The 24,207-nt window shown below is 41.0% G+C and carries 23 protein-coding genes, 1 pseudogene and 1 other annotated feature; of the genes and pseudogenes, 8 read left to right on the forward strand and 16 right to left on the reverse strand.

All coding sequences use genetic code 11. The features are described from left to right. Positions 1–45 precede the first annotated feature (45 nt). A complete protein-coding gene (gene thrS, locus N4627_RS08875) occupies positions 46–1,851 on the forward strand; it encodes a threonine--tRNA ligase (RefSeq protein WP_003716388.1) in 1,806 nt (601 codons plus the stop codon). 84 nt (positions 1,852–1,935) lie between these two features. Here the strand turns inward: thrS and N4627_RS08880 are convergent, their stop codons facing one another. From N4627_RS08880 to N4627_RS08895, 4 genes and pseudogenes are all read right to left on the reverse strand, one after another. Continuing rightward, positions 1,936–2,646, reverse strand: a complete 711-nt coding sequence (locus N4627_RS08880; protein WP_098044471.1) for an MIP/aquaporin family protein — start codon at positions 2,644–2,646, stop codon at positions 1,936–1,938. 79 nt (positions 2,647–2,725) lie between these two features. Next, positions 2,726–3,034: an MGMT family protein gene (locus tag N4627_RS08885; RefSeq protein WP_098044470.1), complete on the reverse strand. Its 309-nt coding sequence runs from the start codon at positions 3,032–3,034 to the stop codon at positions 2,726–2,728. Beyond that, positions 3,035–4,288: pseudogene (locus tag N4627_RS08890) on the reverse strand (MFS transporter). Further along, complete coding sequence (locus N4627_RS08895) at positions 4,289–5,590, reverse strand: alkaline phosphatase family protein (RefSeq protein WP_260964772.1); 1,302 nt, start codon at positions 5,588–5,590, stop codon at positions 4,289–4,291. A gap of 206 nt (positions 5,591–5,796) precedes the next feature. Between N4627_RS08895 and N4627_RS08900 the strand changes: the two genes are divergently transcribed. After that, positions 5,797–7,155 carry an APC family permease gene (locus tag N4627_RS08900; RefSeq protein WP_260964773.1) on the forward strand — a complete coding sequence of 453 codons (1,359 nt, stop codon included), beginning with the start codon at positions 5,797–5,799 and terminating at the stop codon, positions 7,153–7,155. A 196-nt stretch (positions 7,156–7,351) separates the two neighbouring features. On the opposite strand, the gene phoU is transcribed toward N4627_RS08900, so the two are convergent. Genes phoU through N4627_RS08925 form a run of 5 tightly spaced genes read right to left on the reverse strand, consistent with a single transcriptional unit; the run spans position 7,352 to position 11,484 of the window. Further along, positions 7,352–8,050: a phosphate signaling complex protein PhoU gene (phoU, locus tag N4627_RS08905; RefSeq protein WP_003716381.1), complete on the reverse strand. Its 699-nt coding sequence runs from the start codon at positions 8,048–8,050 to the stop codon at positions 7,352–7,354. An 11-nt stretch (positions 8,051–8,061) separates the two neighbouring features. Then, positions 8,062–8,817 (reverse strand): phosphate ABC transporter ATP-binding protein PstB, encoded by a 756-nt coding sequence (gene pstB / locus N4627_RS08910; RefSeq protein ID WP_003716380.1) that lies wholly within the window; start codon positions 8,815–8,817, stop codon positions 8,062–8,064. 10 nt (positions 8,818–8,827) lie between these two features. Continuing rightward, on the reverse strand, positions 8,828–9,709 hold the full coding sequence (gene pstA, locus N4627_RS08915) for a phosphate ABC transporter permease PstA (RefSeq protein ID WP_003716379.1): 882 nt from the start codon (positions 9,707–9,709) through the stop codon (positions 8,828–8,830). Beyond that, positions 9,709–10,608: a phosphate ABC transporter permease subunit PstC gene (gene pstC / locus N4627_RS08920; protein WP_003716378.1), complete on the reverse strand. Its 900-nt coding sequence runs from the start codon at positions 10,606–10,608 to the stop codon at positions 9,709–9,711. Before pstC ends, pstA begins: the two co-directional genes overlap by 1 nt. A gap of 3 nt (positions 10,609–10,611) precedes the next feature. Further along, a complete protein-coding gene (locus N4627_RS08925; RefSeq protein ID WP_260964774.1) occupies positions 10,612–11,484 on the reverse strand; it encodes a phosphate ABC transporter substrate-binding protein in 873 nt (290 codons plus the stop codon). Positions 11,485–11,597: 113 nt separating this feature from the next. Here N4627_RS08925 and N4627_RS08930 point away from each other — a divergent pair, with 113 nt between their 5' ends. Together N4627_RS08930 and N4627_RS08935 are read left to right on the forward strand one after the other, a co-directional pair. Beyond that, entirely contained in the window at positions 11,598–12,311 is a 714-nt protein-coding gene (locus N4627_RS08930; protein WP_260964775.1) for a winged helix-turn-helix transcriptional regulator, read from the forward strand. Between the two features lie 82 nt (positions 12,312–12,393). Next, a complete protein-coding gene (locus N4627_RS08935; RefSeq protein ID WP_260964776.1) occupies positions 12,394–13,824 on the forward strand; it encodes a C69 family dipeptidase in 1,431 nt (476 codons plus the stop codon). Between the two features lie 56 nt (positions 13,825–13,880). Here the strand turns inward: N4627_RS08935 and N4627_RS08940 are convergent, their stop codons facing one another. Continuing rightward, positions 13,881–14,831: a ketopantoate reductase family protein gene (locus N4627_RS08940; RefSeq protein WP_098044465.1), complete on the reverse strand. Its 951-nt coding sequence runs from the start codon at positions 14,829–14,831 to the stop codon at positions 13,881–13,883. Positions 14,832–14,938: 107 nt separating this feature from the next. Further along, positions 14,939–15,175 (reverse strand) — a binding site (T-box leader). Positions 15,176–15,717: 542 nt separating this feature from the next. Between N4627_RS08940 and N4627_RS08945 the strand changes: the two genes are divergently transcribed. Further along, the gene (locus tag N4627_RS08945; RefSeq protein ID WP_098044464.1) at positions 15,718–16,854 is read left to right on the forward strand and encodes a 5-methyltetrahydropteroyltriglutamate--homocysteine S-methyltransferase; all 1,137 of its coding nucleotides are present in this window, start codon (positions 15,718–15,720) and stop codon (positions 16,852–16,854) included. 179 nt (positions 16,855–17,033) lie between these two features. Here N4627_RS08945 and N4627_RS08950 read toward each other — a convergent pair whose 3' ends face one another. Next, positions 17,034–17,270, reverse strand: a complete 237-nt coding sequence (locus N4627_RS08950; RefSeq protein WP_260964777.1) for a cytochrome b5 domain-containing protein — start codon at positions 17,268–17,270, stop codon at positions 17,034–17,036. A gap of 171 nt (positions 17,271–17,441) precedes the next feature. Here N4627_RS08950 and N4627_RS08955 point away from each other — a divergent pair, with 171 nt between their 5' ends. Beyond that, the gene (locus N4627_RS08955) at positions 17,442–17,957 is read left to right on the forward strand and encodes a hypothetical protein (RefSeq protein WP_003716368.1); all 516 of its coding nucleotides are present in this window, start codon (positions 17,442–17,444) and stop codon (positions 17,955–17,957) included. A gap of 95 nt (positions 17,958–18,052) precedes the next feature. Here N4627_RS08955 and N4627_RS08960 read toward each other — a convergent pair whose 3' ends face one another. Together N4627_RS08960 and N4627_RS08965 are read right to left on the reverse strand one after the other, a co-directional pair. After that, positions 18,053–18,709 (reverse strand): SDR family oxidoreductase, encoded by a 657-nt coding sequence (locus tag N4627_RS08960; protein ID WP_260964778.1) that lies wholly within the window; start codon positions 18,707–18,709, stop codon positions 18,053–18,055. A 152-nt stretch (positions 18,710–18,861) separates the two neighbouring features. Beyond that, entirely contained in the window at positions 18,862–19,170 is a 309-nt protein-coding gene (locus tag N4627_RS08965; RefSeq protein ID WP_260964779.1) for a winged helix-turn-helix transcriptional regulator, read from the reverse strand. Between the two features lie 114 nt (positions 19,171–19,284). On the opposite strand from N4627_RS08965, the gene N4627_RS08970 reads away from it, so the two are divergent. Then, positions 19,285–19,887: a nitroreductase family protein gene (locus N4627_RS08970; RefSeq protein WP_191336898.1), complete on the forward strand. Its 603-nt coding sequence runs from the start codon at positions 19,285–19,287 to the stop codon at positions 19,885–19,887. Positions 19,888–19,951: 64 nt separating this feature from the next. Next, positions 19,952–20,383: a winged helix-turn-helix transcriptional regulator gene (locus tag N4627_RS08975; protein WP_191336899.1), complete on the forward strand. Its 432-nt coding sequence runs from the start codon at positions 19,952–19,954 to the stop codon at positions 20,381–20,383. Between the two features lie 55 nt (positions 20,384–20,438). Here N4627_RS08975 and N4627_RS08980 read toward each other — a convergent pair whose 3' ends face one another. From N4627_RS08980 to N4627_RS08990, 3 genes are all read right to left on the reverse strand, one after another. Further along, positions 20,439–21,137 carry a dihydrofolate reductase family protein gene (locus N4627_RS08980; protein ID WP_191336900.1) on the reverse strand — a complete coding sequence of 233 codons (699 nt, stop codon included), beginning with the start codon at positions 21,135–21,137 and terminating at the stop codon, positions 20,439–20,441. 119 nt (positions 21,138–21,256) lie between these two features. Next, on the reverse strand, positions 21,257–22,399 hold the full coding sequence (locus N4627_RS08985) for an MFS transporter (RefSeq protein WP_260965092.1): 1,143 nt from the start codon (positions 22,397–22,399) through the stop codon (positions 21,257–21,259). A 353-nt stretch (positions 22,400–22,752) separates the two neighbouring features. After that, a complete protein-coding gene (locus tag N4627_RS08990) occupies positions 22,753–24,075 on the reverse strand; it encodes a C1 family peptidase (RefSeq protein ID WP_124031859.1) in 1,323 nt (440 codons plus the stop codon). Positions 24,076–24,207: the final 132 nt, after the last annotated feature.

Here is a 24,207-nt window from a genome sequence, read left to right on the forward strand (position 1 = left end):
TTAGGGACGTTTTTTGTTTAACTACAAAAAAGGGAGAGATTGTTTATGGCTCAAGTTGCTGTTATGTCACCAGATGGATCAGTTAAAAAGATCGATCGTGATTCAAAAGAAGGTTTACAAGCATTACGGAAGCTTTCTGCATTGATGTTGAAGGTTGCCTTAAAGCAAGAATTTAAGGGAATTCGTTTAGGGGAAGCAGTCGCTGACGAAGATGGTTTCCATGTTGATTCAGACAAGGACAACCAACAAGTTTCTGCTGACGAATTACCAGCACTTGAAGATGTTATCAAGGGAATGGCAAAGAACGATGCAAAAGTTGAATTTGTCGAAGTACCTGTTGAAGATGCTTTAACAGAAGTTGAAGCAGACCGCTTCTCAAGTGAATTGATCAAGGAAAGTGCCAAGGATGGCAAGGTTGCCATGTACCAACTTGGTGATGTCAAGGCAGTTGCCGACGACGATATTCTCCTTTATGGCGATGTTGTCAAGAACCTCCGTCTTCTTTCCGTTGCCGGTGCTTACTGGAAGGGTATGTCATCAAACCCAATGCTCCAACGGATTTATGGTACTGTCTTCTACAAGAAGGATGCCTTAGAAGAAGACCTTAAGAAGCGTCAAGAAGCCAAGGAACGTGATCACCGGGTTATCGGTAACCAACTTGATCTCTTCTTCGTTGATCCAAAGGTTGGTGCCGGATTACCATACTGGATGCCAAAGGGTGCCACTATTCGGCGGACAATCGAACGTTACATCATTGATCGTGAAGTAGCGGACGGTTACAAGCACGTTTACACTCCAGTATTAATGAACCTCGATGCTTACAAGACTTCTGGTCACTGGGAACACTACCGCGATGACATGTTCCCACCAATGGACATGGGTGATGGTGAAATGCTTGAATTACGGCCAATGAACTGTCCAAGCCATATTCAAATTTACAAGCACCATATTCGTTCATACCGTGATCTTCCATTACGGATTGCTGAACTTGGAATGATGCACCGTTACGAAAAGTCTGGTGCCCTTTCTGGTCTTCAACGGGTTCGTGAAATGACCTTAAATGATGGTCACACTTTCGTTACCCTTGACCAAATCCGTTCTGAATTTGCTAAGATTCTTCGTTTAATCATGGACGTTTACAAGGACTTTGACATTACTGATTACAGTTTCCGTCTTTCTCTTCGTGATCCAAAGAACGTTAAGAAGTACTATGCTAACGATGAGATGTGGGAAAAGTCTCAATCAATGTTAAAGAAGGCCATGGATGACCTTAACCTTGATTACTACGAAGCTGAAGGTGAAGCTGCCTTCTACGGTCCAAAGCTTGATATTCAAACTAAGACTGCCCTTGGCAATGATGAAACCATGTCAACAATCCAACTTGACTTTATGCTTCCAGAACGTTTCGGTCTTACTTATGTCGGCCAAGATGGTAAGGAACATCAACCAGTTATGATTCATCGTGGTGTTGTTGGTACTATGGAACGGTTCATCGCTTACTTAACTGAAATTTACAAGGGTGCCTTCCCAACCTGGTTAGCTCCTGAACAAGTTCACATTATTCCAGTTAATGAAGATGCTCATGGTGAATATGCTGATGAACTTGCTAAGAAGATGAAGGCTGCTAACATCCGGGTTGTTGTTGATCACCGGAACGAAAAGATGGGTTACAAGATTCGTGAATCTCAAACTCAAAAGGTTCCATACACTCTTGTTGTTGGTGACGATGAAAAGGCTAATAACGGTGTTTCTGTACGGAAGTATGGTGAAAAGGAACAAAACGAAATGAGCCAAGATGCATTTATGAACGAAATTCTCGCTGATATTGCATCATACTCTCGGGAAAACTAAAAACCATTTATCCTAAAGTAAAAGAGGTCGAAAATTCTGATTGGAATTTTCGATCTCTTTTATTTTATTCTATCAAGATGTTCTTTAGATTGTTGCTAATTGTTCTATCCAGCACGCAAAAAGGCTCCCAGCCAAAGGGCCAAGCATTGGTACCCAAGCATATGACCATTCACCTTTTCCCTTATTTGGTACGGGAAGAATAGTATAGGCTAACCGTGGTGACCAGTCCCGGGCAGGATTCAAGGCAAAACCAGTCGTTGAACCAAGGCAAGTTCCAATAACGGCAATCACAAGGCCAACCATAAATGGTTTTAGTCCTGAAGTAAAATTGCCTAAATTCAACAAGATGAAAATAAAGGCAAAGGTCGCAATAAATTCTGAAAGAAAGTTAAACAGACCGTTTTTAATTGCCGGCCGCGTAGCAAAAATGCCAACAGTATTCCCTTCCTTAGGCGTTTTAGTGACCTTAAATTGCGGGTAAAATTGAATAATCACAATGATCGCGCCAACAAAAGCACCAAAAAATTGACCACTTAAATAAGGAAGCACTGAATGCCAGGGAAACAAGCCAAAAATTGCGTATGGGATCGTTACCGCAGGATTAAGATGCCCTTGAGAACCAAGGAACCCAGCAACATAAACTCCCATTGTTACTGCTAGTCCCCAGGAGATACTAATGTACCACCAGTTACTCCCGCGACCATAACTTTGTTTTAAATTTACGCTAGCACACGCACCGCAGCCAAGGACAATTAAAATCATTGTCCCAAAAAATTCGCCAATAAATCCATGCATTCAAGCTCCCACCCTTCTTGTATTCGCTTACAGAGATGGTTTAATTTTAGCATACTTAAGTTGAAATTACTGCTAACTATTAGATCCCACGCCATTGACATCGTTTGATATCAACATGGTTTTCGTCCTTAAACGGTACCTTCTCAGCCATCAGCATTGGTTGCTGGTCAAACCATCCTGGAACAAGTCGGCCAGTAGCGGTTACTACCCTGTGACAAGGATGTTTACCATAGCCGCCGGACTTGCCAAGAGCCTTACCCACTAATCTAGCATTTCGGGGACGACCGATTATTTTAGCGATTTGCCCATAGGTTGCTACCCGACCGAACGGAATAATATCAACAATGTTCAACACAGATTGCATAAACTGCTCATCAATCTTTGTCATTTAATCACTCGTTTCTTGAGTCAACCGCGGCAACATTAGAAAAATGATTAGTCCAATTAAGAAAAGAATACTAAGAGAAGCTGCACCAACCGTGGATTTATTAGTCAATTGGGTTACAAAGCCCACAATTACCGGACCCAAAATAGCGGAAAATTTACCAAGAATATTATAAAAGCCAAAGAACTCGCTACTCGAATCTTTAGGGATCAACTGGCCAAAATAAGACCGACTAAGCGCTTGTAACCCGCCTTGACTTATCCCAACTAAAATAGCAAGAACCCAAAAATCAGCTAATGATTTTAAGCGTAACGCATCTAAACAAATAAAAAGGTAAATGATAATCCCTACTAGAATTGCTAAACGGTTTGATGTCTTCTGAGCTAGCCAACCATAAAGAATTGAACACGGGAATGCAATTAATTGAACCATAAGCAGAACAAGCATTAGCATTGTTGTTTCGATTCCGAGGTCCTTCCCGATTGCGGTCGCCATTGTAAAAATAGTATCGACACCATCAATATAAAAGAAGTAAGCAACCAAAAACCAGAAAATCTTTCGGTGCTGTTTAACGTGATAAAGCGTTCTTCCCAATCGTTTGAAACTATCCACCACTGGATCGGTTACCGCCTGAACATTATGGTACTGATGCCCATGTTCTTAACAACGGCCAAGCAAAAATTACCCACCAAACCGCAGCGAGAATAAAGCTGAATTTGGCAATTCCATAACTACTTAAAAGGCCATTAAAACCACCAGTTAGTTGTGCACCAAGAAAAATAATGAAAGCGAGACACCACCAAGATAGCCCATCCCGTAACCGGTTATTGAAACAGCGTCCATCTGCTGATTATCAGCGACATCAGTCAGAAAACTATCGTAAAAAAGATTTCCGCCAGAATAACCAATTACCGAAAGAACATAAATAATTAGTAACACAGCCCATTGATTTATCGGAACGACAGCTAACGCAAAGGTCATTGCAATCCCAACCCACGTAAACAAATTCAGCCACCGTCGCTTTGAATTAGGGTAATCCGCCAGCGCGCCAAGTAACGGTGCCATTAATGACACAATTAAAGTACCAAAACTATTCGCATAACCCCAAAATGCGGTTGAATTGGTTGCACTAATCCCGTTCTCATTTGCAATAGCCTTAAAGTAAACCGGCAAGACAGCAGTCACTACTAAAATTCCGTAACCAGAATTAGCTCAGTCATAAAAAATCCATTGCCACTGTTGCTTATTAAACTTCACTTACTTAACCTCACTTTTTATTACTCCAGGAATTACCTGACCGGCTGTTGGTGCAGGATAATGGAGTCCTAATATCTTAGCAAATGTTGGCCCTTCATCAACCAAGTGGGCTGTTTCTACTTCCTTTCCTTGGTTAATGCTTGGTCCAACAAAAATTGCAGTTGTGAAATAATTAGGCTGGTTAGGACCATAACCATGAACAGCACGGTAGCGATCATGAGTGCCAAGCGAGCTGGGATCAACCTTTTCGACAATTGCCGGCCGATTAACTTCATCGGTAAAGTAATACCCCGGTTTGGCCTCAACTAAAAAACTACATTTTGGATCGGCACCGAGCTTTACCGCTTCCGCACCACTATAAATCCGTTCAACACCTTCGACACCAGCAATTAATTGCTTCAACTTATTCAGATCAACATAGCCCTTAGTATAAATATACGTTTCTCCGTCACATGTTTTAGCGGTCACTCGCCAATTATTCTTGTACGTTGACTTTCCCTTAATCGGGGTAAGCAGGCCCTGTTTTGCGAAGGCCATGTTAAGGTGAATCATTTTATCAACATTGATTTGATAGTGGTCACCTAAAATTACAAAATCAGTATCGTCATATGTCCCCGCATCACGGCTTGCCTGAATAATCTTTGCTACCCGACGATCTAACCTTTGCAAAGCCGCCTTAGCTTGTGGAGAACGAACCCCATTCCGGTGACGCATACTGTCCATATCAACTAAATGAATTAGAGTAAGATCTGGGCGCTTATTTTTTATTGTATCTACAGCACATGCAGTCACAAAATCATCAAGCCATGGTTGCTTGATCCCTCGCCGAAGTTTTCCGTAGCGATGGTTCATTTGATAAAGAAACAGTGGCGAACTTGCTTTAAGTGACGCTAATACTTGATTCGTCCAGATCCGATTAGGAAAAATCTCTGCTAAATTATAATTTATTTTACTTCCTGCAGTAACCGGCCACAAAAATGCTGCCGTTGTTAAGCCGGCTTCACGTGCAACATCATAAAGCGGCATTGCCTTAACATCTTTACGGTACCAGTACCAATCAGGCGATTCGCGTTGTGGTTGAATTTTTGTGTTGTTTACAATGCCGTGAATTGCTGGATATTGGCCAGTAATGATTGAAGTATGTGATGGGTAAGTTAAGGTCGGAAAGATTCCTCTAACCCGTTTAACCCACGTTCCCCGTTTAATTAATTGATCAAGATGGGGAACGAATTCGCGAAATTCATCGAGATCGCGAAAGCCCATCGAATCAAGAGAGATTACTACCAATTTATGTAATGCCATTATCCCATCTGCTTCCTTTTAAGTTTTATTTCCATTTTAAAATAAAACTTAGCAGATTCGTAACCCCAAAGATAAAATGATAAAAGTAAATTCATTGAAAGAAGAGCTAAAGTAAGCGGTTACAGGATCGGCAATTTGATTCACAGCGATTTTTAATGTAAAATTAAGGTTCAGTTTTCTGTATTTTTTTGAAAGGAATCATCATTATGCAAAATCAGTTACCAAAGGGTAAAGAGCACGAGAAAACTCTCGGTCTCTTTGACCTTTCCATTTTAGGTATCGGCGCAATTATTGGTACGGGAATTCTAGTATTAACTGGAATTGTCGCCGCGGAAGATTCAGGCCCAGCGATCGTCTTTTCTTTCCTAATTGCCGCGTTAGCTAGTGGATTAATTGGCCTCTGTTATTCTGAACTAACTACTAGTTTACCTAATTCTGGGAGTGCCTTCTTCTATGCTTGGGTATCTATTGGTAAGTTCGTCGCATTTTTGGCCGGCTGGACACTAATTGGGGTCTACGTTACTACCACAGCAACGGTGGCGAATGGCTGGACCGGTTATGTTCAATCATTTTTAGAGGTTCTCGGTGTTAACCTTCCTCATCGTTTCTTAGTTACTCCAGCTGCTGGGGGGTATGTTAACCTTCCAGCTGTCCTGATGATCTTTTTAATGACAATTATCCTAACTCGAGGAACAAGCGAGAGTAAGTTAATTAATAACTTCCTTGTTGGGGTAAAAGTTTTTATCATCCTTTTATTTATTATCGTTAGCGTTCAGCACGTTAACCCAAGCAATTGGCACCCTTTCCTCCCGTATGGTTATAAGGGAATCTTCACTGGTGCTTCTGCTGTTTTCTTCTCGTTCCTTGGCTTTGACGCCCTGGCAACTTCTGCAGAAGACGCGAAGGATGTTGATAAAAATATTCCCCGGGCAATAATTTTATGTCTGATTATCTCTACCACCCTTTATGTATTAGTAAGTCTTGTTATGACAGGGGTTGTTTCCTATACCAAGTTAAATGTCTCTGAAGCCATGTCCTATGTTCTGATTGTTAAGGGGCATAGTTTCGTTGCGGAGATTGTCTCCCTGGGGGCTGTTTTAGGAATCATGGCAGTTGTGTTTGCCTTTATCTATGCTGGCTCTAACATTCTTAAGTCAATGAGTCGAAGTGCCTTTCTTCCTCAAGGCCTTGCTAAAGTAAATGCTAAAACTCAAAGTCCTAATCGAGCAATCTGGTTAGTGGGGATCTTTTCAGCGGTTTTAGCTGGTGAATTTGACCTTCACTACCTGGCATTAATTGCTAACATCGGTTCTCTAATGGTTTTCGCGTTAATTTCACTTATTGTTATTATCCTGCGTCTCCGTTACCCAGAACTTAAGCGACCATTCAAGGTGCCATTTGGTAAAACAATTCCGGTACTTTCAATTATTATTTGTATCGTTCTTCTTGTTAGCATCTCGTTAACTGCCTGGTTAACATATCTTGCTTGGATCGCTCTTGGCTTAATTATTTACTTCTGCTACTCGCTCCGTCATGCGGACGAATTCAATTTTACGAAGGAATAAGGTCCGTCTTTAATACATTCGAAAAGGGAGCGTGACAGAAGTCATTTATGACTTCGTTTTCACGCCCCCGCAAGCACAAATAGAGCTCCAGAGTTCGGATCTTACCGAGCACTGGAGCTCATTTGTGTACTGCGTTGTTCGTGTTTTATCTAAGTAATAGAGCTTATGTCACAGCCCTTTTTTATTCGGACTATGATTATTTTTGTAGTTTCCGTTTAACCATCGTTGGATCAGCCTTTCCAGGGTTCAACTCTACCAGCTTCCCTGAACCACTATAAATAATCCATTCTGCAAGGTTCACAATATGATCGCCGGCACGCTCAAGGTAACGAATTACAGAAAGGTAATCACCATACGTTTTAACGTTCTGCCCTGCTTTTACCAATGCATTCATAATTGCCCGTTGCTGTTGAACATAGATTAAGTCAACTTTTAAATCTTCATTAGCAACCTCATAGGCTTTTTGTTCATCAGTATAAACATATGCATCCAGAACCCGTTCTAACATCTCCCGAACAATCATCATCATCTTTTCAATCTGTTCTTCAATTTCTTCATTATGCTCCCGATCGCTTAAATGAATGGCTGCCCGAGCAATGTGGGATGCATAATCGCCTAACCGTTCAATGTCGCTACTTGCCTTCAAAATACTAATAATTTTTCGAAAATCGCTTGCTACAGGTTGTTGTAACGCCATTAACTTAAGCGCTTCTTTTTCAAGATTAATTTCCTCATCATTAATCTTAGGATCAGTTTTTAGGACTTGCTCTGCCAATACTGTATCGCTCTCTGTAAACGCCTTCGTTGCTTGATAAATCTGTTCACTAGCATCGATCCCCATCTCCATAAAGTGGCCACGGAGTCGCTTTAATTCATCGTTAAAAATTGCACCCATCCTACATCCTCCTAACCAAATTTACCGCTTAAATAATCAGCGGTTTTTTGTTCTCGTGGATTCATAAAAATATTTGCCGTCTTATCAAACTCAATAAGGTGTCCCTGATGCATAAATGCAGTCCAGTCTGCTGAGCGCGATGCCTGCTGCATGTTGTGGGTTACCATAATAATCGTTAATTGCTCTTTCAATTGTACTAAAGTATCCTCAATTTGCGAAGTTGAAACTGGATCAAGGGCACTGGTCGGTTCATCCATTAGAATAATTTCTGGTCGAACTGCTAATGTCCGGGCAATGCAAAGTCGCTGTTGTTGTCCTCCCGAAAGCGCAAGCGCACTAGATTTTAATTGATCCTTTACTTCATCCCACAACGCTGCCTGACGAAGGCTTTCTTCAACTCGCTGGTCAAGTACCCGTCGATCCTTTTCGCCTGCTAACCTAAGGCCATAGATCACGTTTTCATAAATTGACATCGGAAATGGTGTTGGCTGCTGGAAAACCATTCCGATCCGCTGGCGAACCCGGTAAACATTAACTCTCGGTTGGTTGATATTTACCCCGTGGAAATTAATTTCTCCCTTTACCGTTGCAAAATCATCGTTCATCCTATTCAAACTCCGCAATACTGTCGATTTACCCGAACCAGAGGCGCCAATTAATGCTGTAATTTTATTTTGGGGGAACTTTAGGTTAATATCGTGAGCAACATGCTTCTCACCATAAAGGACTTGAAGGTTTTTAGTTTCTAAAGCTGTACTTGTTTGCATTTGTTTCTCCTTACTTAGCTAAACGTTGCTTAATTCGGTGGCCAACATAGCGGGCAACAAGATTAAACAACAGAATCGTAATAATTAATACCGCAGCCGATCCATTGGAAACTGCTCGAGCATCAAGAACTAGCCCCTCACTATTCACTTTCCAGATATGAACCGCCAATGTTTCTGCTGGTCGCATTGGGTTCAGGAAACTTGTTGGCTTAAAAGGATTCCAGTCAGCATAGTTAATTGCTGGAGAACTTTGCCCCGCAGTATATATTAATGCGGCCGCTTCACCGAAGATCCGTCCAGCACTTAGTATTGCGCCAGTAATGATCCCTGGCAGTGCTGCAGGAAGAACAATCTTAGTCGTGACGCGCCATTTTGACATTCCTAACCCTAGTCCCGCTTGCCGTTGTAAATACGGGACTTGTTGAAGAGCATCCTCACAACTACGGGTCAAGATTGGCAAGTTTAAGATCGTTAACGCTAATGCCCCTGCTAACAACGAAAAGTCAAAACCAAACTGCAGGACAAAAACTAAGTAGCCAAACAGGCCAACTACTACGGAAGGTAAAGAACTTAAAACCTCAATTGCCAGCCGAAGCATTTGTGTCCACCGATTTTCTGGAGCATATTCACTCAAATAAATTGCCGCACAAAGCGCTAACGGAACTGAAACGATTAGGGTCAAAACAACTAAATAAAGGGAGTTAAAAAGCTGATCACGAATTCCGCCACCTGCAGCAAATGATTCAGCATTAGCCGTTAAGAAGTGCCAAGAAATATTGGGAAGTCCCATTGCCAAAATGTAAATTAACAAACTGAGGATTACCAACCCGACCAATCCTGCTAGCCCCAGTATTACCCCAGTTGCTATTCTGTCAACTCGCTCTGGACTCATTATCTTGCTCCTTTCTTACTTACCAACCGCATTAATAAGTTAAATGTCAAGGACATCACAAGAAGGATTAATGCCAGCGACCATAATGCATTATTCGATGCTGTTCCCATCACTGTATTTCCGATTCCCGTTGTTAAAACACTCGTGAGCGTGGCTGAGGATTCCATCAAGCTCTTTGGCACAATGGTTGTATTTCCAATTACCATTTGGACCGCTAATGCCTCACCAAACGTCCGTGCCATTCCAAATACCATTGCCGTTAAAATCCCGCTCTTCGCACTCGGAATTATTACCCGGGAAATAGTCTGCCACCGTGTTGCCCCTAACCCGGCCGATGCTTGCCGATACTTTTGCGGGACAGCTTGTAAACTATCAATGATCATTGACGTCATTGTTGGGAGAATCATTAGGAAAAGAACACTCGTTGCTGCCAGAATTCCAAACCCCGTTCCCCCAAACACTTGCCGAAGATTAGGAACAATTACGGTCAAGCCAAGGTATCCATATACTACAGAAGGGATCCCCACAAGTAATTCAATTAATGGCTGAAGATACTGATAAGTCTTTTTCGGGAGCATTTCTGTAATAGCAATTGCAACCACCAATGCTAGTGGTAAGGCTATAATTCCCGAAAAGACTGTCACACTAAATGAAGTAATGATCATCGGCAATGCGCCATAGTGATGGTGACTCGGTTGCCAGTCAGTACTTGTTAAAAAATGCCAGATTGACACCCCATTATCCTTAAAGAGCGCGATTCCTTTAAGGGTAAGAAAAATTAAGATCGTTCCTACCAATCCACCAATCAAAATAATTGCCAGGTAGCTGATCAATTTACCGACCCACTCCTGCTTGCTTTCAATTGAAGGCTGACTTAACTGTTTTTTTAAATCATCCATCGTTTACTCCTTTATCCTTGTCTTCCCGTCCGCTGTTCGTTGGACTTTCATATCATGAATATTAATGTAGTTTGCATCCTCGACTAATGATTGTTGAACCTTCTTCGTTTGCATGTAATTAATAAACTCTTTAGTTGCCTTAGTTAGCTTTTTCTGAGTATACATGTGCTCATATGACCATAATGGCCACTTATTTGTCGTAACATTCTTTGCCGTTGGCGCAACTCCATTAATTTTTACTGGCTGAACTTGGCCGTTAAGGTAAGCAAAGGAAATGTAACTAATTGATCCCGGAGTATTCTTGACAATTTCTTTTACAGTCCCGTTCGAATCTTGTTCTTGAGCATTGACTGACCGCTCACCATTCTTGAGGACTACCTGTTCAAATGCTACCCGAGTACCGCTTCCAGCAGCCCGATTAATCACCGTGATTGGTAAATTAGGTCCACCGACTTGTTGCCAGTTCGTGATCTTTCCCGTATAAATTTGTCGCAATTGTTTAAGCGATAGATTATTAATTCCCAGTTTCTGGTTTACAATTGGAACAATTCCAGAAACTGCAACGATATGATCCATGAGCTTCTTTTCATTAATCCCATCCTGCTGATCCGCAAAGATGTCTGATGAACCAACATTAACTGCTCCAGCTTGAACCTGACTCAATCCGGTCCCAGATCCGCCACCTTGGACAGTAATACTCGTCCGTGGCTTTACCTTTCGATAGTTTTCAACAACTGCTTCAGTTAGTGGCTGAAGGGCAGTAGAACCAACAATTGTGATTTTTTCTTGAGGCGGTTGTTTTTTCGCTGCAACCCAACCGGCTCCTAATCCGATAATTATTGCTGCACCGATAATCCCCGTGATTATTCTTTTCATCTTATCTCCCTAGTTGTTTTCGTCAACTTCATATGATACAAATAGAGAATATCAAGTCGATGTAAATATTTAATCTTCGCATTGTAAAAGTTGTGTAAATTTTGGAGAAGAATATGACTAACAAATTTTTACTAATGAGTCAGAACACTGAATTAACTCAGCAACTAACCACCCTCTGTAAAAAAGCACGGTGGACTCTTAGCCAAATTACAACACCAACCGGATTAGTGGTTGAACTTGAAAAGCAGCCAATTACGGGGATCTTCTGGGATCTTACTGACACAACCCTAGATACCACAATCGCGACAATGACCTTGATCCGCGAGCAGGTTCATGGTCCAATCATTGCTTTTGCGACCAAACTAACAGAACGAATTCAGCGAAAGCTTTATAAAGCACGAGTGGATGATCTGATTTTGTTTCCGTTTAATGAACGCATCATCCAACCATTAATCGAACAACGGCTGTGGCTTTATCAGCAGTTAAAGCTAAAGGAGTCTGCGCCTGTTAAAAAAAGAAGTTCACCACAAATAGCTTCAATCGGTTCATGGCAAATCGATCAGGGAAATTACACTGTCACTAAGAACGATTTGCCAGTTGAGCTTACTCCTAAAGAGTTTCAACTGCTCGCTTACTTAATTGAACATCACGATCAGGTACTCAGTCGGGAACAACTCGTAAATGGTGTGTGGGGATACGATATTCTTAATACTTCCCGAATTGTCGATATCCATATCAGTCATCTCCGGGATAAACTTGAGGATGATCCACATAAACCAGATCACCTATTAACGGTTCGTGGCTTTGGTTATAAGCTAGTAAAATAACATTTTTTAGATCCCAGCCTCGAAAGTGTCAAATAAAAGAAGATAGAACTTTTGGATTATTACACAAAGGGGATCTGATTTAATGACTCGTTTTAAAAATTCTGCTTGTACGTCCATTATGGTTGGCAAGAAAGCTTCAATGGATGGTTCAACTTTTATTGCCCGAAATGAAGACCGGGTAGTTGCAATCGAACCAAAACGGTTTATCGTTCAACCAGCAGTTTCTGGCCGAGACGAGACATATGTTTCACCATACAATAAACTAACCGTCAAATTACCAGCAACCGGAATGCGCTACACTGCAACACCAAGTGGTGACCAAAGCATGGGGCCAAATGAAGAAGATGGGTTTAACGAAGCAAATGTTGGTGAAAGTGCCACCGAAAGTGTTTACGCTAATGATCGCGTTCTTGCCTATGATCCATACGTTAAGAATGGTCTAGCTGAAGACTCAATGACTAACCTTGTCCTGCCATACATCCATAGTGCCCGTGAAGGCGTAGAATATCTGGGCAAGTTAGTGTCAAAGTATGGGTCTGCTGAAGGTAACGGCGTCCAATTTAACGACCAAAACGAGGTCTGGTACATGGAAATTGCTACTGGACACCACTGGGTAGCAGTTCGGATTCCTGATGATTGCTATGCTGTCGCTGCTAACCAAATTGCCATTGAAAAAATTAACTTTGAAGATTCAGATAACTACATGTGGTCCGATGGAATTGAAGAGTTTGTTAATCTTCATGGTTTAAATCCGGACAATGATCAATGGAATTTCCGTCATATTTTTGGGACAAATACCCAATTCGATCATCATTACAATACTCCCCGGGTTTGGTTTGTCCAACGCTACTTCAATCCTGTTGCTGCTGCTAACCAAACGCCTGAATCTTCAGAGATGCCTTTTATCCGGAAGCCAGAACGAAAAATTGCGGTTGAAGATATCCAATATATTTTGAAGTCCCACTACAATGAAACAAAGTACGATCCACTCGGTGACGGTAATGAGCACGATCGAAAAGTCTACCGGGCAATTTCCCTTTCCCGGACTGCTCAATCACATATTCTTCAAATGAGAAATAGCGTTGATTCAAAGCATGCCGCTGTCCAATGGATCGAAATGGGAGTTCCAAGCTTCAATGCCTATGTTCCATTCTTTGCTAACGCGGATGATACCGATGTTTCATACCGTGAGTTGCCAAAAAAGATGGATTTGAAGAGTGCTTTTTGGCTTAATGAAGCTCTTGCAATGGTCGTTGAAGCCCATTACAGCGAATTTAATCAGGCCGATCTCGACTTCCAAAAAGAACTTGGCGAATGGTGCCGGCGAAAGATTCACGAGGTTGATGAACATGCCAAAAAGCTTGCCGGTAAACAACTCATAACTTACCTTACTGGTCAAAACCATGAGATTGCGAGCCACTGTAACGCTAAAGCAAAAGAATTGTTATTCGACTTAATGACTCAGGGAACCGAGTTATCAAAGTTAACTTTCAAAATGGATCCAAACTTATAGGATAATCACAAAAAATGGCGACTTGGAAAAACGCTTTTCCAAGCCGCCATCTTTTATTACTTCCGATGTTCCCGCGTAGCTTCCGCAAGGTGAACTAAGTTAGTTACAAAGTTATGGGTTTTTGCTTCATAGTGGTACTTCCGCCCAAGTTTAACAAAGTAGCCGTTGATATAGTCAACCTCAACTGGTCGATTATGACTCATATCTTGATACATTGATGGGTAATGGTGAGGGTTACCAACTTTTGAAACATAGTTAACACTCTCCAGTTCTTCTGCCCGACTATTAACTAACTGGACTCCTGCCCGCTCACAAACGTCATAGGCTTCGTCAATTAGTTGCCGAGATAATTCATCCGCCTTCTCAAAGGAAGCATATTCCCCCATCGTGATTTCAAACATCGTACATAAAGTATTAACAACTGAATTAAAGACTACCTTGGCCATTAAAGTTCCCATGAAGTTATCCTTTAATGTTGGGTTGAAGTTTGCCTTTTCTAATTCTGCCATTAGCTCATCTGTTTTGGCATTCGGCTTCTCGGTATAGTTTGCCCAATTGGTAGTCCCCATCCCTGGCTTACCAACAAACTCGACTTCGCCCGGACCAGTCAAGATGGTTGCCACAAGTGCAGTTCCAGCAGTTAGCTTTTCTTTAGGGAAATATTTAAGTAATTTTTCGACGTGCCCCATCCCGTTCATCGCGGTTAAACAATACTGATCTTTGAAGAAATGTTTACACCGTTCCAACATATCGTCTAATTGCATCTGCTTCAGTTCAAAGAACACAAAGTCAGCATCGGTTGCTTGATATTCTTCTGGAGTATAGACGTTTACCGGAACGAGGTGCTTATTTTGGTGTTCACGGGTAACGTATACCCCACCCTGTTCCTTCATCTTGTCATAATGTGGTTGCCAACCTTCCACAAAGTCAACTTCATTTCCTTGTTCTTGCAGCAATACACCAAAGCGGAGACCCATTGCTCCAGCACCAACTACTGTAAACTTCATAATATCCAACTCCCTTTCTCTAGCTCACCAATAAGTCTCAGTGATAAAGCGTTCATGCTGATCGGTAATTCATAAATAAAAAAGCGCCCAAAGATTGATTAATCAACCTTAAGGACGCTCCTGCGTGTTACCACCTTTTATTCGTTAATAGCTCACACCATTAACCTCAAATGTTCAGTCATAATAACTAAACACGGTAGCGATAATGGGCTACTCCCACCGCAGATTACTAACTTCATCCTGGCACTCAAAGTGATTTTCATTAGCATCTAGTTATCCTTTTTCATCAACCAAGGACTCTCTGCAAACCCGATCCTAACTACTCTTCTTGTCAACGTGTTTTATAATTATTATTTAATTGTGTTTTAATCTAACTCGTTATTTATTAATTGTCAATATCCTTTTTAAATCCCTATTTTTATACACTTATTCGATGTGTTTATCCTATCAACGAACTAATTAAACTTAATTTTTAAAATAATGAAGATTAATCATTGACATCAAAATGAGAATATTCTAATATAATGACAATCAAATTTACAAATTGCATTGAAAAGATGAGTAGTCTTAGAAATCCAGCACAGAGAGTTGCGTTAGATGAGAAGCAATCTGGAGGACTTTGACGAAGATGGTCTTGGAGCATTTACGAACGATGAGCTAATCTAGTTAGTTGTTCACGATTGACGACCGATAAAACGTCTAGGTTTACCTTCGGGTGTACCTACTGAGGATTAGGCTGTGAGGTCTGATCAAAATAGGGTGGTAACACGTTATTTCTGAATGATTGAAATTGACGTCCCTAGGAAGAGTTAAATTGCTTTTCCTAGGGACTTTTTATTTACTCTTATTTCCTGAACTTATCTGAAAAAGAAAGGATGTATTCAATATGACTCAATTTACAACTCGCACTACTTCACCATTCCGTTATGATATTGTTGGTAGTTTCCTTCGTCCGCAAAAGCTAAAGGAAGCTCGTAATGATTTTGCCCAAGGAAAGATTAATCAAGAACAACTCACAGAAGTCGAAAATCAATGTATTACCGAACTAGTCAACAAGGAAGAAGCAGCCGGTTTAAATGCTGTTACAGATGGTGAATTCCGCCGAAGCTATTGGCACCTTGATACTTTCTGGGGATTTGCGGGAATTAAGCATACAACTCAGGAACACGGTTACCTTTTCCACGACGAAGAAACCCGTAAGGACTCTGCACAGGTTGCTGGTAAGATTTCCTTCAAGCCAGGTCATCCTGATGTTGAAGCATTTAAATTCTTGAAAAGTCTTACAGATGGTAAAGACGTCACTCCTCGGCAAAGTATTCCAGCACCGGCTCAATTCTATGCCGAATTAGTTCGTGGTGACGAAAACATTGCTGCTTTACGGAAATACTACCCTACCGATGATGAACTCTTCCATGATATTGCAAAAGCCTATCACGATTTAATCCTGGCACTCTATGATGCAGGCTGCCGCGATGTCAAGATTGATGATTGTACTTGGGGAATGGTCGTTGATGATGAATTCTGGGCAACAATGGCTAAAGCTGGCTTTGACCGGGAAGCACTCGAAAATACCTACCTGAAATTAAACAATGATGCGATCGCGGACCTTCCAGATGATCTAACCGTCACTACTCATATTTGTCGTGGAAATTATCACTCAACCTGGGCTGCTAAGGGTGGTTACGGACCAGTAGCCGATCACCTTTTCGCTAAGGAAAACGTTCAAGCCTTCTATCTCGAATATGACTCTGACCGTGCAGGAAACTTTGAACCATTAGCAAAGGTTCCCGATGACAAGTATGTCGTTCTCGGTTTGGTAACCTCTAAGAGTGGCGACCTCGAAGATCCCCAAACAATCATTGACCGAATCAAGGAAGCTGCTGAATTCCATCCCCTTGATCACCTTTGCCTAAGTACCCAATGTGGTTTTGCTTCAACCGAAGAAGGAAACATCTTAACCGAGGATCAAGAATGGGCAAAGATCAAGCTCGTTAAGCAAATTGCAGAACAGGTTTGGGGCTAGGAGAGTGCGAAGCCGTTAAAAGCTCCCGGATGATAACGATTTCTCTCGACAAAGGCGACTCGCGCCTAGGAGAGAGGCCGTTATCTTGAGGGAGCTTAGGCTGAACACATTTAGGCCCTGCCCAATTAGAAAGTCCCTGACAATCGTTAGCTCTAATGATTGTCAGGGACTTTTATTTTCTATACTAACTTACCAACAACTGGTAAATCCTTTAATACCTTATCTCCATGAGGCGACTCATTATACAGAACATCTGTTAGATCCTGACCGGCCTCATTACCGTGGTGTTTACCACCCTTCCAAGCAGCCTTATTCGAGACATCATAAACTGTTCCAGAAATGGCAACATATGCTGGTTGACCATTTTGTCCATTAAGCTTTGCTAATTCTTCGCGAGTAAAAGTCTTTTCTGCCATTAGCTACTGCCTCCTTAGTCAACAAATCTAATTATTTCATTCTCTAATTTGATTATAACACTATCAGGTCTTAAGCACTAATGTTTCGCTTCTGAACTGCCACACCACCAAACACCTTTAAAAAAATTTAAGCTGTTATAATAAAGATAATGGTTTGAAAGGAGGTCGTCCATGAAGAAGTTCTTATTGCCGATTTTAGTTAGCATGATGACATTTCTCATTACTATAACTATTACAGATAAACCCATCCAAGCAATGTCGCAAAAGTCATTAAATAACCGCGTCTACCTTGTTACTTTTATCAATTCAAATGGTTACACAACCGCGCATCAATATGTCTTCTTTACTACTAATGGTAAATCTGCTTACGTTAATATAACCGATACTGATCAATCAGGTAAACCAGTAATTACCAAAGATTCCACGAAAGAAGAAAAGGCTGCCCCACGAACAATTAATCGCTATCTCGCTGACCGGACAATCCTTAACAAAGCCACTAGCAAGAAATATTACAAAATTAAGAACAATAAGGTCACAATCGATAATGGACTAATAACAAAGAAATCATCCGGAAAGATTGAAAAGGGTGGTAACCTTGAGAAATTCACTGTTAATTTCCCTGATGGCACTCAAAAATACGACCGTGTTTTATTCCAGATGGCCCAAAAAGATTATCAATATCGATAATTTTACCCAATTCTAAAATAAGGCATCAATGATCTTCTTTTACAGAAGGTCATTGATGCCTTATTTTATTTAACTATCAGCATTAGTTATTTTCATTAAAGCCAATTTGGCTTATCGCCGTCAGTATTAGGTTTATTAACACCGAAATCCTTACGAGCATATGGAGCGGGATCAGCAATAATTTTTGCTACAAAATTACCAATTGACTTTCGTGAAACCTCAGTCCCTTTAAACGCTTCTCCTCGTTCTGTTGTTTCGTAATCAACCTCATCCTTATTTGTTAACCATGCCGGACGAATAATTGTGTAATCAAGATCAGAAGCAGAAATAACATCAGCTGCACTGCGGTAAGTTCCAAGGTAACTATCCTTTTGACCACCACCTAATTCAGCATTGTTCCACTCACCGAACTTACCAGGAACTTCATCATAGATCCCAATTGAGGAAATCCAAATAAGCTGCTTTACTCCATATTTATCCATTGCCTTAACAATATTTTCAGCTTGCTGTTTAATCTCAGGGTTCCGTAAATTAGCATAAACAACATCTGCTTGTGAAACAGCAGCATCCAACTCATCCATTTTTAAAGTATCACCTTTGATAACCTTTTCTCGACCTTCATCTACATTCTTTAAATGTTGCGGGTGACGAGTGAAAAGAAATAGTTCCGCATCACTATTCTTTAATAACGCGTTAATTGCGTGTTGGGCGATTTGGCCAGTTGCGCCTAAAATTAGTACTTGCTTTGTCATTTTATCTTCCTCCTAACCTTTGTTCACTTTTAAGTATAAGGAGATTTGAACTTATTAAAAGTAAGCACTTTTGTGTAAGATAGTTACCCTCAAGTAACATTTACTTGGCAGTCAATCAAAGGCGGTATTTAAAATTTTTTTACTAATCCAGACTAATTGATCCTTCCCCACTCTTGTAGCCCTTCAATTACTGGCTTAAGCTTTTTACCACGTTCCGTTAACGAATACTCTGTTTTAGGTGGAACTACCGGATAAACTGTTTTACTAATTAGGCCATCATGCTCCAGTTCTTTCAACTGCAACGCTAACATTCGCCGTGAACATTCGGGAATTAACTTTTGCAATTCGTTAAATCGGCATTGGGGATGCTCTAAGAGACGAAAAATAATTACACTTTTCCATTTCCCTGAAATTTGTTTTAACGAACTTTCAATTGGGCAATTTTCGACTTGCTTAGTCATTATTTTTCCCTTCTTTAATAATTATTACTAGGTGAAATAAAATTCCCCTCTTGCATCGCCTTTCAATTATACTTATTATTAGTAAGTAATCAAGCGATGAACGGAGGAATACTTATGAACTCAACATTTAACAAATTAACTGCCCAACGGCGCTCAATTTACGCTCTTGGAGATCAGCTAACTAACTCCCCAGAGGAAATTTATGATCTAATTATAACGGCAATCAAAAATTCCCCAACCGCATTCAATAGTCAAACTGTCCGTGCTGTAGTCTTATTCGGCAAGTCTTCAGATAAAGTTTGGGACATTGTCGAAGTGGCATTAAAGGAAGTCGTTAAGGATCCCCAAGCATTCGCCAAAACTCAACAAAAAATTGCTAGTTTCCGGGCAGGCTTCGGTACCGTTTTATTTTTAACCGAAACAGATACGGTTCATGAATTAGAAAAACAATTCCCAGCTTATGCAGATAACTTTGCTGACTGGGCAGAACAAGGAATCGGTGGCGCCCAACAAGCTGTTTGGACTGCCCTTGCTGAACAGCAAATAGGTGCTAGCCTACAACACTACAACCCATTGATTGATGATGCAATTCACCAAGCGTTCAACCTCCCTGATAGTTGGCAGCTTCGCGCAGAAATGCCGTTTGGTTCGATCGAAGCCCCCGCTGGTAATAAAGATTTCCGTGACGATAGTGAAAAGTTTAAATTAATCAAATAGTGATAATTCATTCTCCCTTTAGTGGTTTCATAATATAATGGAATTACTGGAGGGAGGATTTTCTATGGCTGAACAGGTAAAAATGTTTAATACAGGAGCTGACTACGCTCTTTCTCTAATTGGCGGCAAGTGGAAACCCGTTATTCTCTACCTCCTCGCTGGCCATCCCCGACGGACTGGTGAGTTAGTTAAGCAATTAGGCACATCACATAAGGTTCTCAGCGATCAGCTTCGTGAACTTGGCGATGCCGGAATAGTTGCCCGAAAAAGCTATAATACCATCCCGCCTCACGTTGAATATCGCTTAACTGAAGAGGGTGAAAATCTTTACGCTGCCCTTCGCTATTTAAATTACTGGGGCGAGCAGCAGGTTAGTAATGATCAAAACGTTAAAATTATGTGTACGGACAAAATGAAAGAGCTTGGTGATGACGGTCTTTGCGTAATTACCAAGCAACACCTTCATCATTGGAAACAAGAGATTGTTAAAAAGTAAGTATAGCAGCGGAAGTTTTGGTAAATAGAGCTTTCGCTATTTTATGTTAACTGACCTAATCCCGGTCGTAAATTAGGTGAATTCCCCCATCACCGAGTTTCTTCACTTGAGTAACGTGGAAACGTTGGTCAATAAACTTCCCCAATGTATCAAAAGTCCCCTTCTTCTTTGAATCACCAGATATATACGGTGCTACCACTAGCGAAATTTGGTTCACTAGCCCTGCTCTTAGGAAAGCACCATTAATTAACGCGCCACCGCCCAGGACCATTGTTTTGATATCAAAATAATTTTTCAACTTAACTAACGATTCAGCAAAGTTAATTTCTTGATCGCCACAAACCAAGTAGGGGATTTCCATTGATTGAAGAAACGCAAGGTAACCCTTTGATGCCTGCTTGGTGACAACTTCAATTGCGCGGTTTCTTCTTCCGGCATACGGGAAGTAATTTTTCTTCCAGCCAGCTCTTCCGCGACGATCGTAACTAACATCCCAAGTTATTGCCTTGATCCCGCTCGGTACCCAATCACGGTATTCAATTTTTTGTCCATCATATTTACTCAAATCTGGATGCCCCTTAGCAGCATACATCACGATCGTATTACTGCCGTTAGCATTGGCACTGCCTAGCCTAAACAATTGATCATCGTAATAATCGCCAGAAATTTTATCGCCAGGAAGGCCATCCCAATCACCGTCGATTTTGCCATCAATTGACATATACATATGAATAATTACCTTTGCTCGATCCATTTTAGTCACTCCTTCAATGCTAGTTTACTCTTGTTAAACATCATTTAAAACGGCCAATGTTTCATATGAAACACTGACCGTCGATAGTCTTTCAGCATTAAATAATTTAATTGTAAAAATTAATGTTTGTTTACCGCACTATTTAACTTCTGGCGATTAAAGAAGTAAATCAAAAGAATCAATGGAACGGTAATGAGCATTACTGGATAGAACCACTTAACCGGCATTGTGCTATCAACAATTCCCCCGATTACCGGGCCAAGAGTCATCCCAATATCTAATCCCAAGAAGAAAGTCGAACTAGCTAATCCCCGTTCATCATCTGGTGCAAGCATCATCGCAGTTGATTGACAAACAGAATAGATCAAGCCGTAACCAAATGCCATTCCTGCAGCCGCTAATGCCATTTCAATATTTGTCTTCATCACCGTTAGCATGATGAGGTAAAAGATCGTGGCAACAGTACTAGTAATTAACCAAGGGCCAAAACGAACGGTATCAAATTGGTTTCTTAGAAAAAGCCGAATTGCCAATAAAACAACAGCATAGATTAGGAAATACGAACCAACAGCAATCGGTAAATGACGTTGTTCAGTATAAGCAACAATATCCGCTTGGGTTGCAAAGTACGGAATTGCAAATAATGCCGTTAAAGCCGCAACTGGTAACGAATCACGTTGAATAATCTTAATATGAAGTTTCTTTTTCTTTCCTGATTGTGATTGAGGAACTGGTTTCGGTTTAGCCCGGTTACTAACAAACTGAACTGTAATTACCACCATTAACGCTGATAAGGCCGAAATAACGATGGCATCCCGATACCCAATTATCCGGTAAAGGTTAATTGACACTGCTGGAGCAAAGGCCATTGCCAAAGCATTCATCAGACCATAAAAACTCATTGCTTCACCAACATGGTTAAATGGAACCAGGTATGAAAGCCAGGTAGTCATACATACGGTACAAAGGACATACCCTAAACCATTAATTAATCGAAAGAACAATAGTAAGCCACTATTAGGAGTAATTACATAGCCCATTACCCCAAGAAAACACAACGCGCCACCAATGAATGATAGTGAATACTTCGAAAAGTGGTCGGTCAAGTTCCCCGCAATCGGTCTGAGGAACATTGCGACAATACTCATCATCCCCACAATAATCCCGGCAAACGCACTTGAAGCTCCTAATTCTTGTGCATAACCGTTAATTAACGGATTACAGTACATATTACTAAAAATGAAGAAAAACGATGCTGCCATTACCAGGACAACATCCTTTGTGAAGATCGATTCTTTTTTCTGCTTTACCACGATTTAACCAACTTCTTTCTCTCTAAACTTCTCTTATAGCAATAATCATACCGCAAACGATAGTTAATTTTTTAAAGAAAAATAAATCGCCAATGAGTTTTCTCATTAAGCGATTCATTCAGTAGCAAATTATCTTTTATTATTTTTAATGTACTAGAGCTAGTATTCTACTATCACAGAGCCTAGATCGGTTCGCCGTGACCGCAACCTCCGCCTAGTTATCCCGTCCTTGATTGCAAGACAATCATCGTCCGGGATTTTCTAGTACTCGGTGGCTAATTCGTCGCGGCTCACACTCTACTTTACTGCAACGAATCCCAAGCAGTCAGGGTAACAGGTTTGCTGTCGGCGAGCTTCTTTAAGTCGTCGCTAAGGTATTTCTTGTTGATTACCGCTTCGTAAGTATACTCTTCAAACCAGTCTTGAGTCATTACAAAGTAGCCGTTATCACCGTTATCCTTGCCCCAACTGTTTTCGATCTTCCACCGGTTTGGTTCGCCATTTTGAAGGTTAAAACCAGTTAATGTCATGGCGTGAGATACCATTGCCTGCTTCGATTCAAGGCGATCCTTCTTATCCATTACAAAATCAACATCTAACAATTGAGCACGTTGGAACAACTTAGCGTCCATTAAACCACGCTTTCGGTCCATTTGTTGAAGGACATCGTTACCAACCCAAACTGTTTCACCTGCTTTTAATTGTTTCATTGCCGTTTCTTGAAGGTCCTTAAATGGAACATTCACGAATTTAATTGGGATTCCCCCAGCAACGCTGTCTTGAGTTGGCATTGCATAAACCTTGTTATATTCGTGATCAGGTGCGTTAGTGATTACAACATAATCATTAAGGTTCGTGTCAAAGTATTCACGATAGAACTTCAGTGGCGTAAGACCAAGAACTTGGTGGAACTTCTTATCATCGTCACGGAATTCGAGATCGAACTTTGCCGGTGGTTCACCAAAGGAATAGGCAGCGACCTTATAAACATCAGCCATCATTCGTTGTTGTGCTTCTGCCAATTCCTTTTCGTTTGCACCATCATTAACCATGTGCCGTAGTTCTAATGCATCTTTCCGCATTAAGTAATTCATTACTTCAGCAACATCACTAGTATCACGAGTATTATGTGTATCAGGCATTACATATTCTGGAACAACCCCGTACTTCTCAATGATCGAGGCCGCATTAGCCCACTGACCACCATCATTCAAGGCAAAGCTCAAGTAAAAGTCAACAGTCCGGTCATGAAGAGGCTTCTTTGCGGTTTCAATAATCTTTTGGAAGTACATATTTGCCCGTTCAATCCGGTCCCAGAAGAATAGGTAGTTTTGGGAAAGTTCAAAGTCCTTAAAATTATACTTCTTAGCAAACTTATGCCGCATCGTATTCAGGGTCGCAAATGACCAGCATCGACCACTATGCCGTTGGTTACTTGGCTTCCCAGTTTTAATTTCATAGGAAAATGCTCTGTGAAGGCGTTGACTAGCGGTAGGGTCTTCACTGGCATTCTTAATCCCATTCTTTTGAACGGCACGAGCAATTACTTCCGCATCTTTTCGCGCATGAAAAACTTTTTGGTACTTTTTAACCATTTCTGTGGTTAAATGCTTTTCTTCTGTCACAATAATCCCTTCTTTTACAAATCTTTTCAGTGACTATTACTCTTTAATCATAACTCACTTTTTCGTTAACCGTCTATTAATTACCCTGGAAGTGTTATCGCTTTCTTGAATTATAACGAACGGTTAAAATTA

This window comes from Limosilactobacillus vaginalis, from assembly GCF_025311515.1.
GTDB lineage: Bacteria > Bacillota > Bacilli > Lactobacillales > Lactobacillaceae > Limosilactobacillus > Limosilactobacillus vaginalis.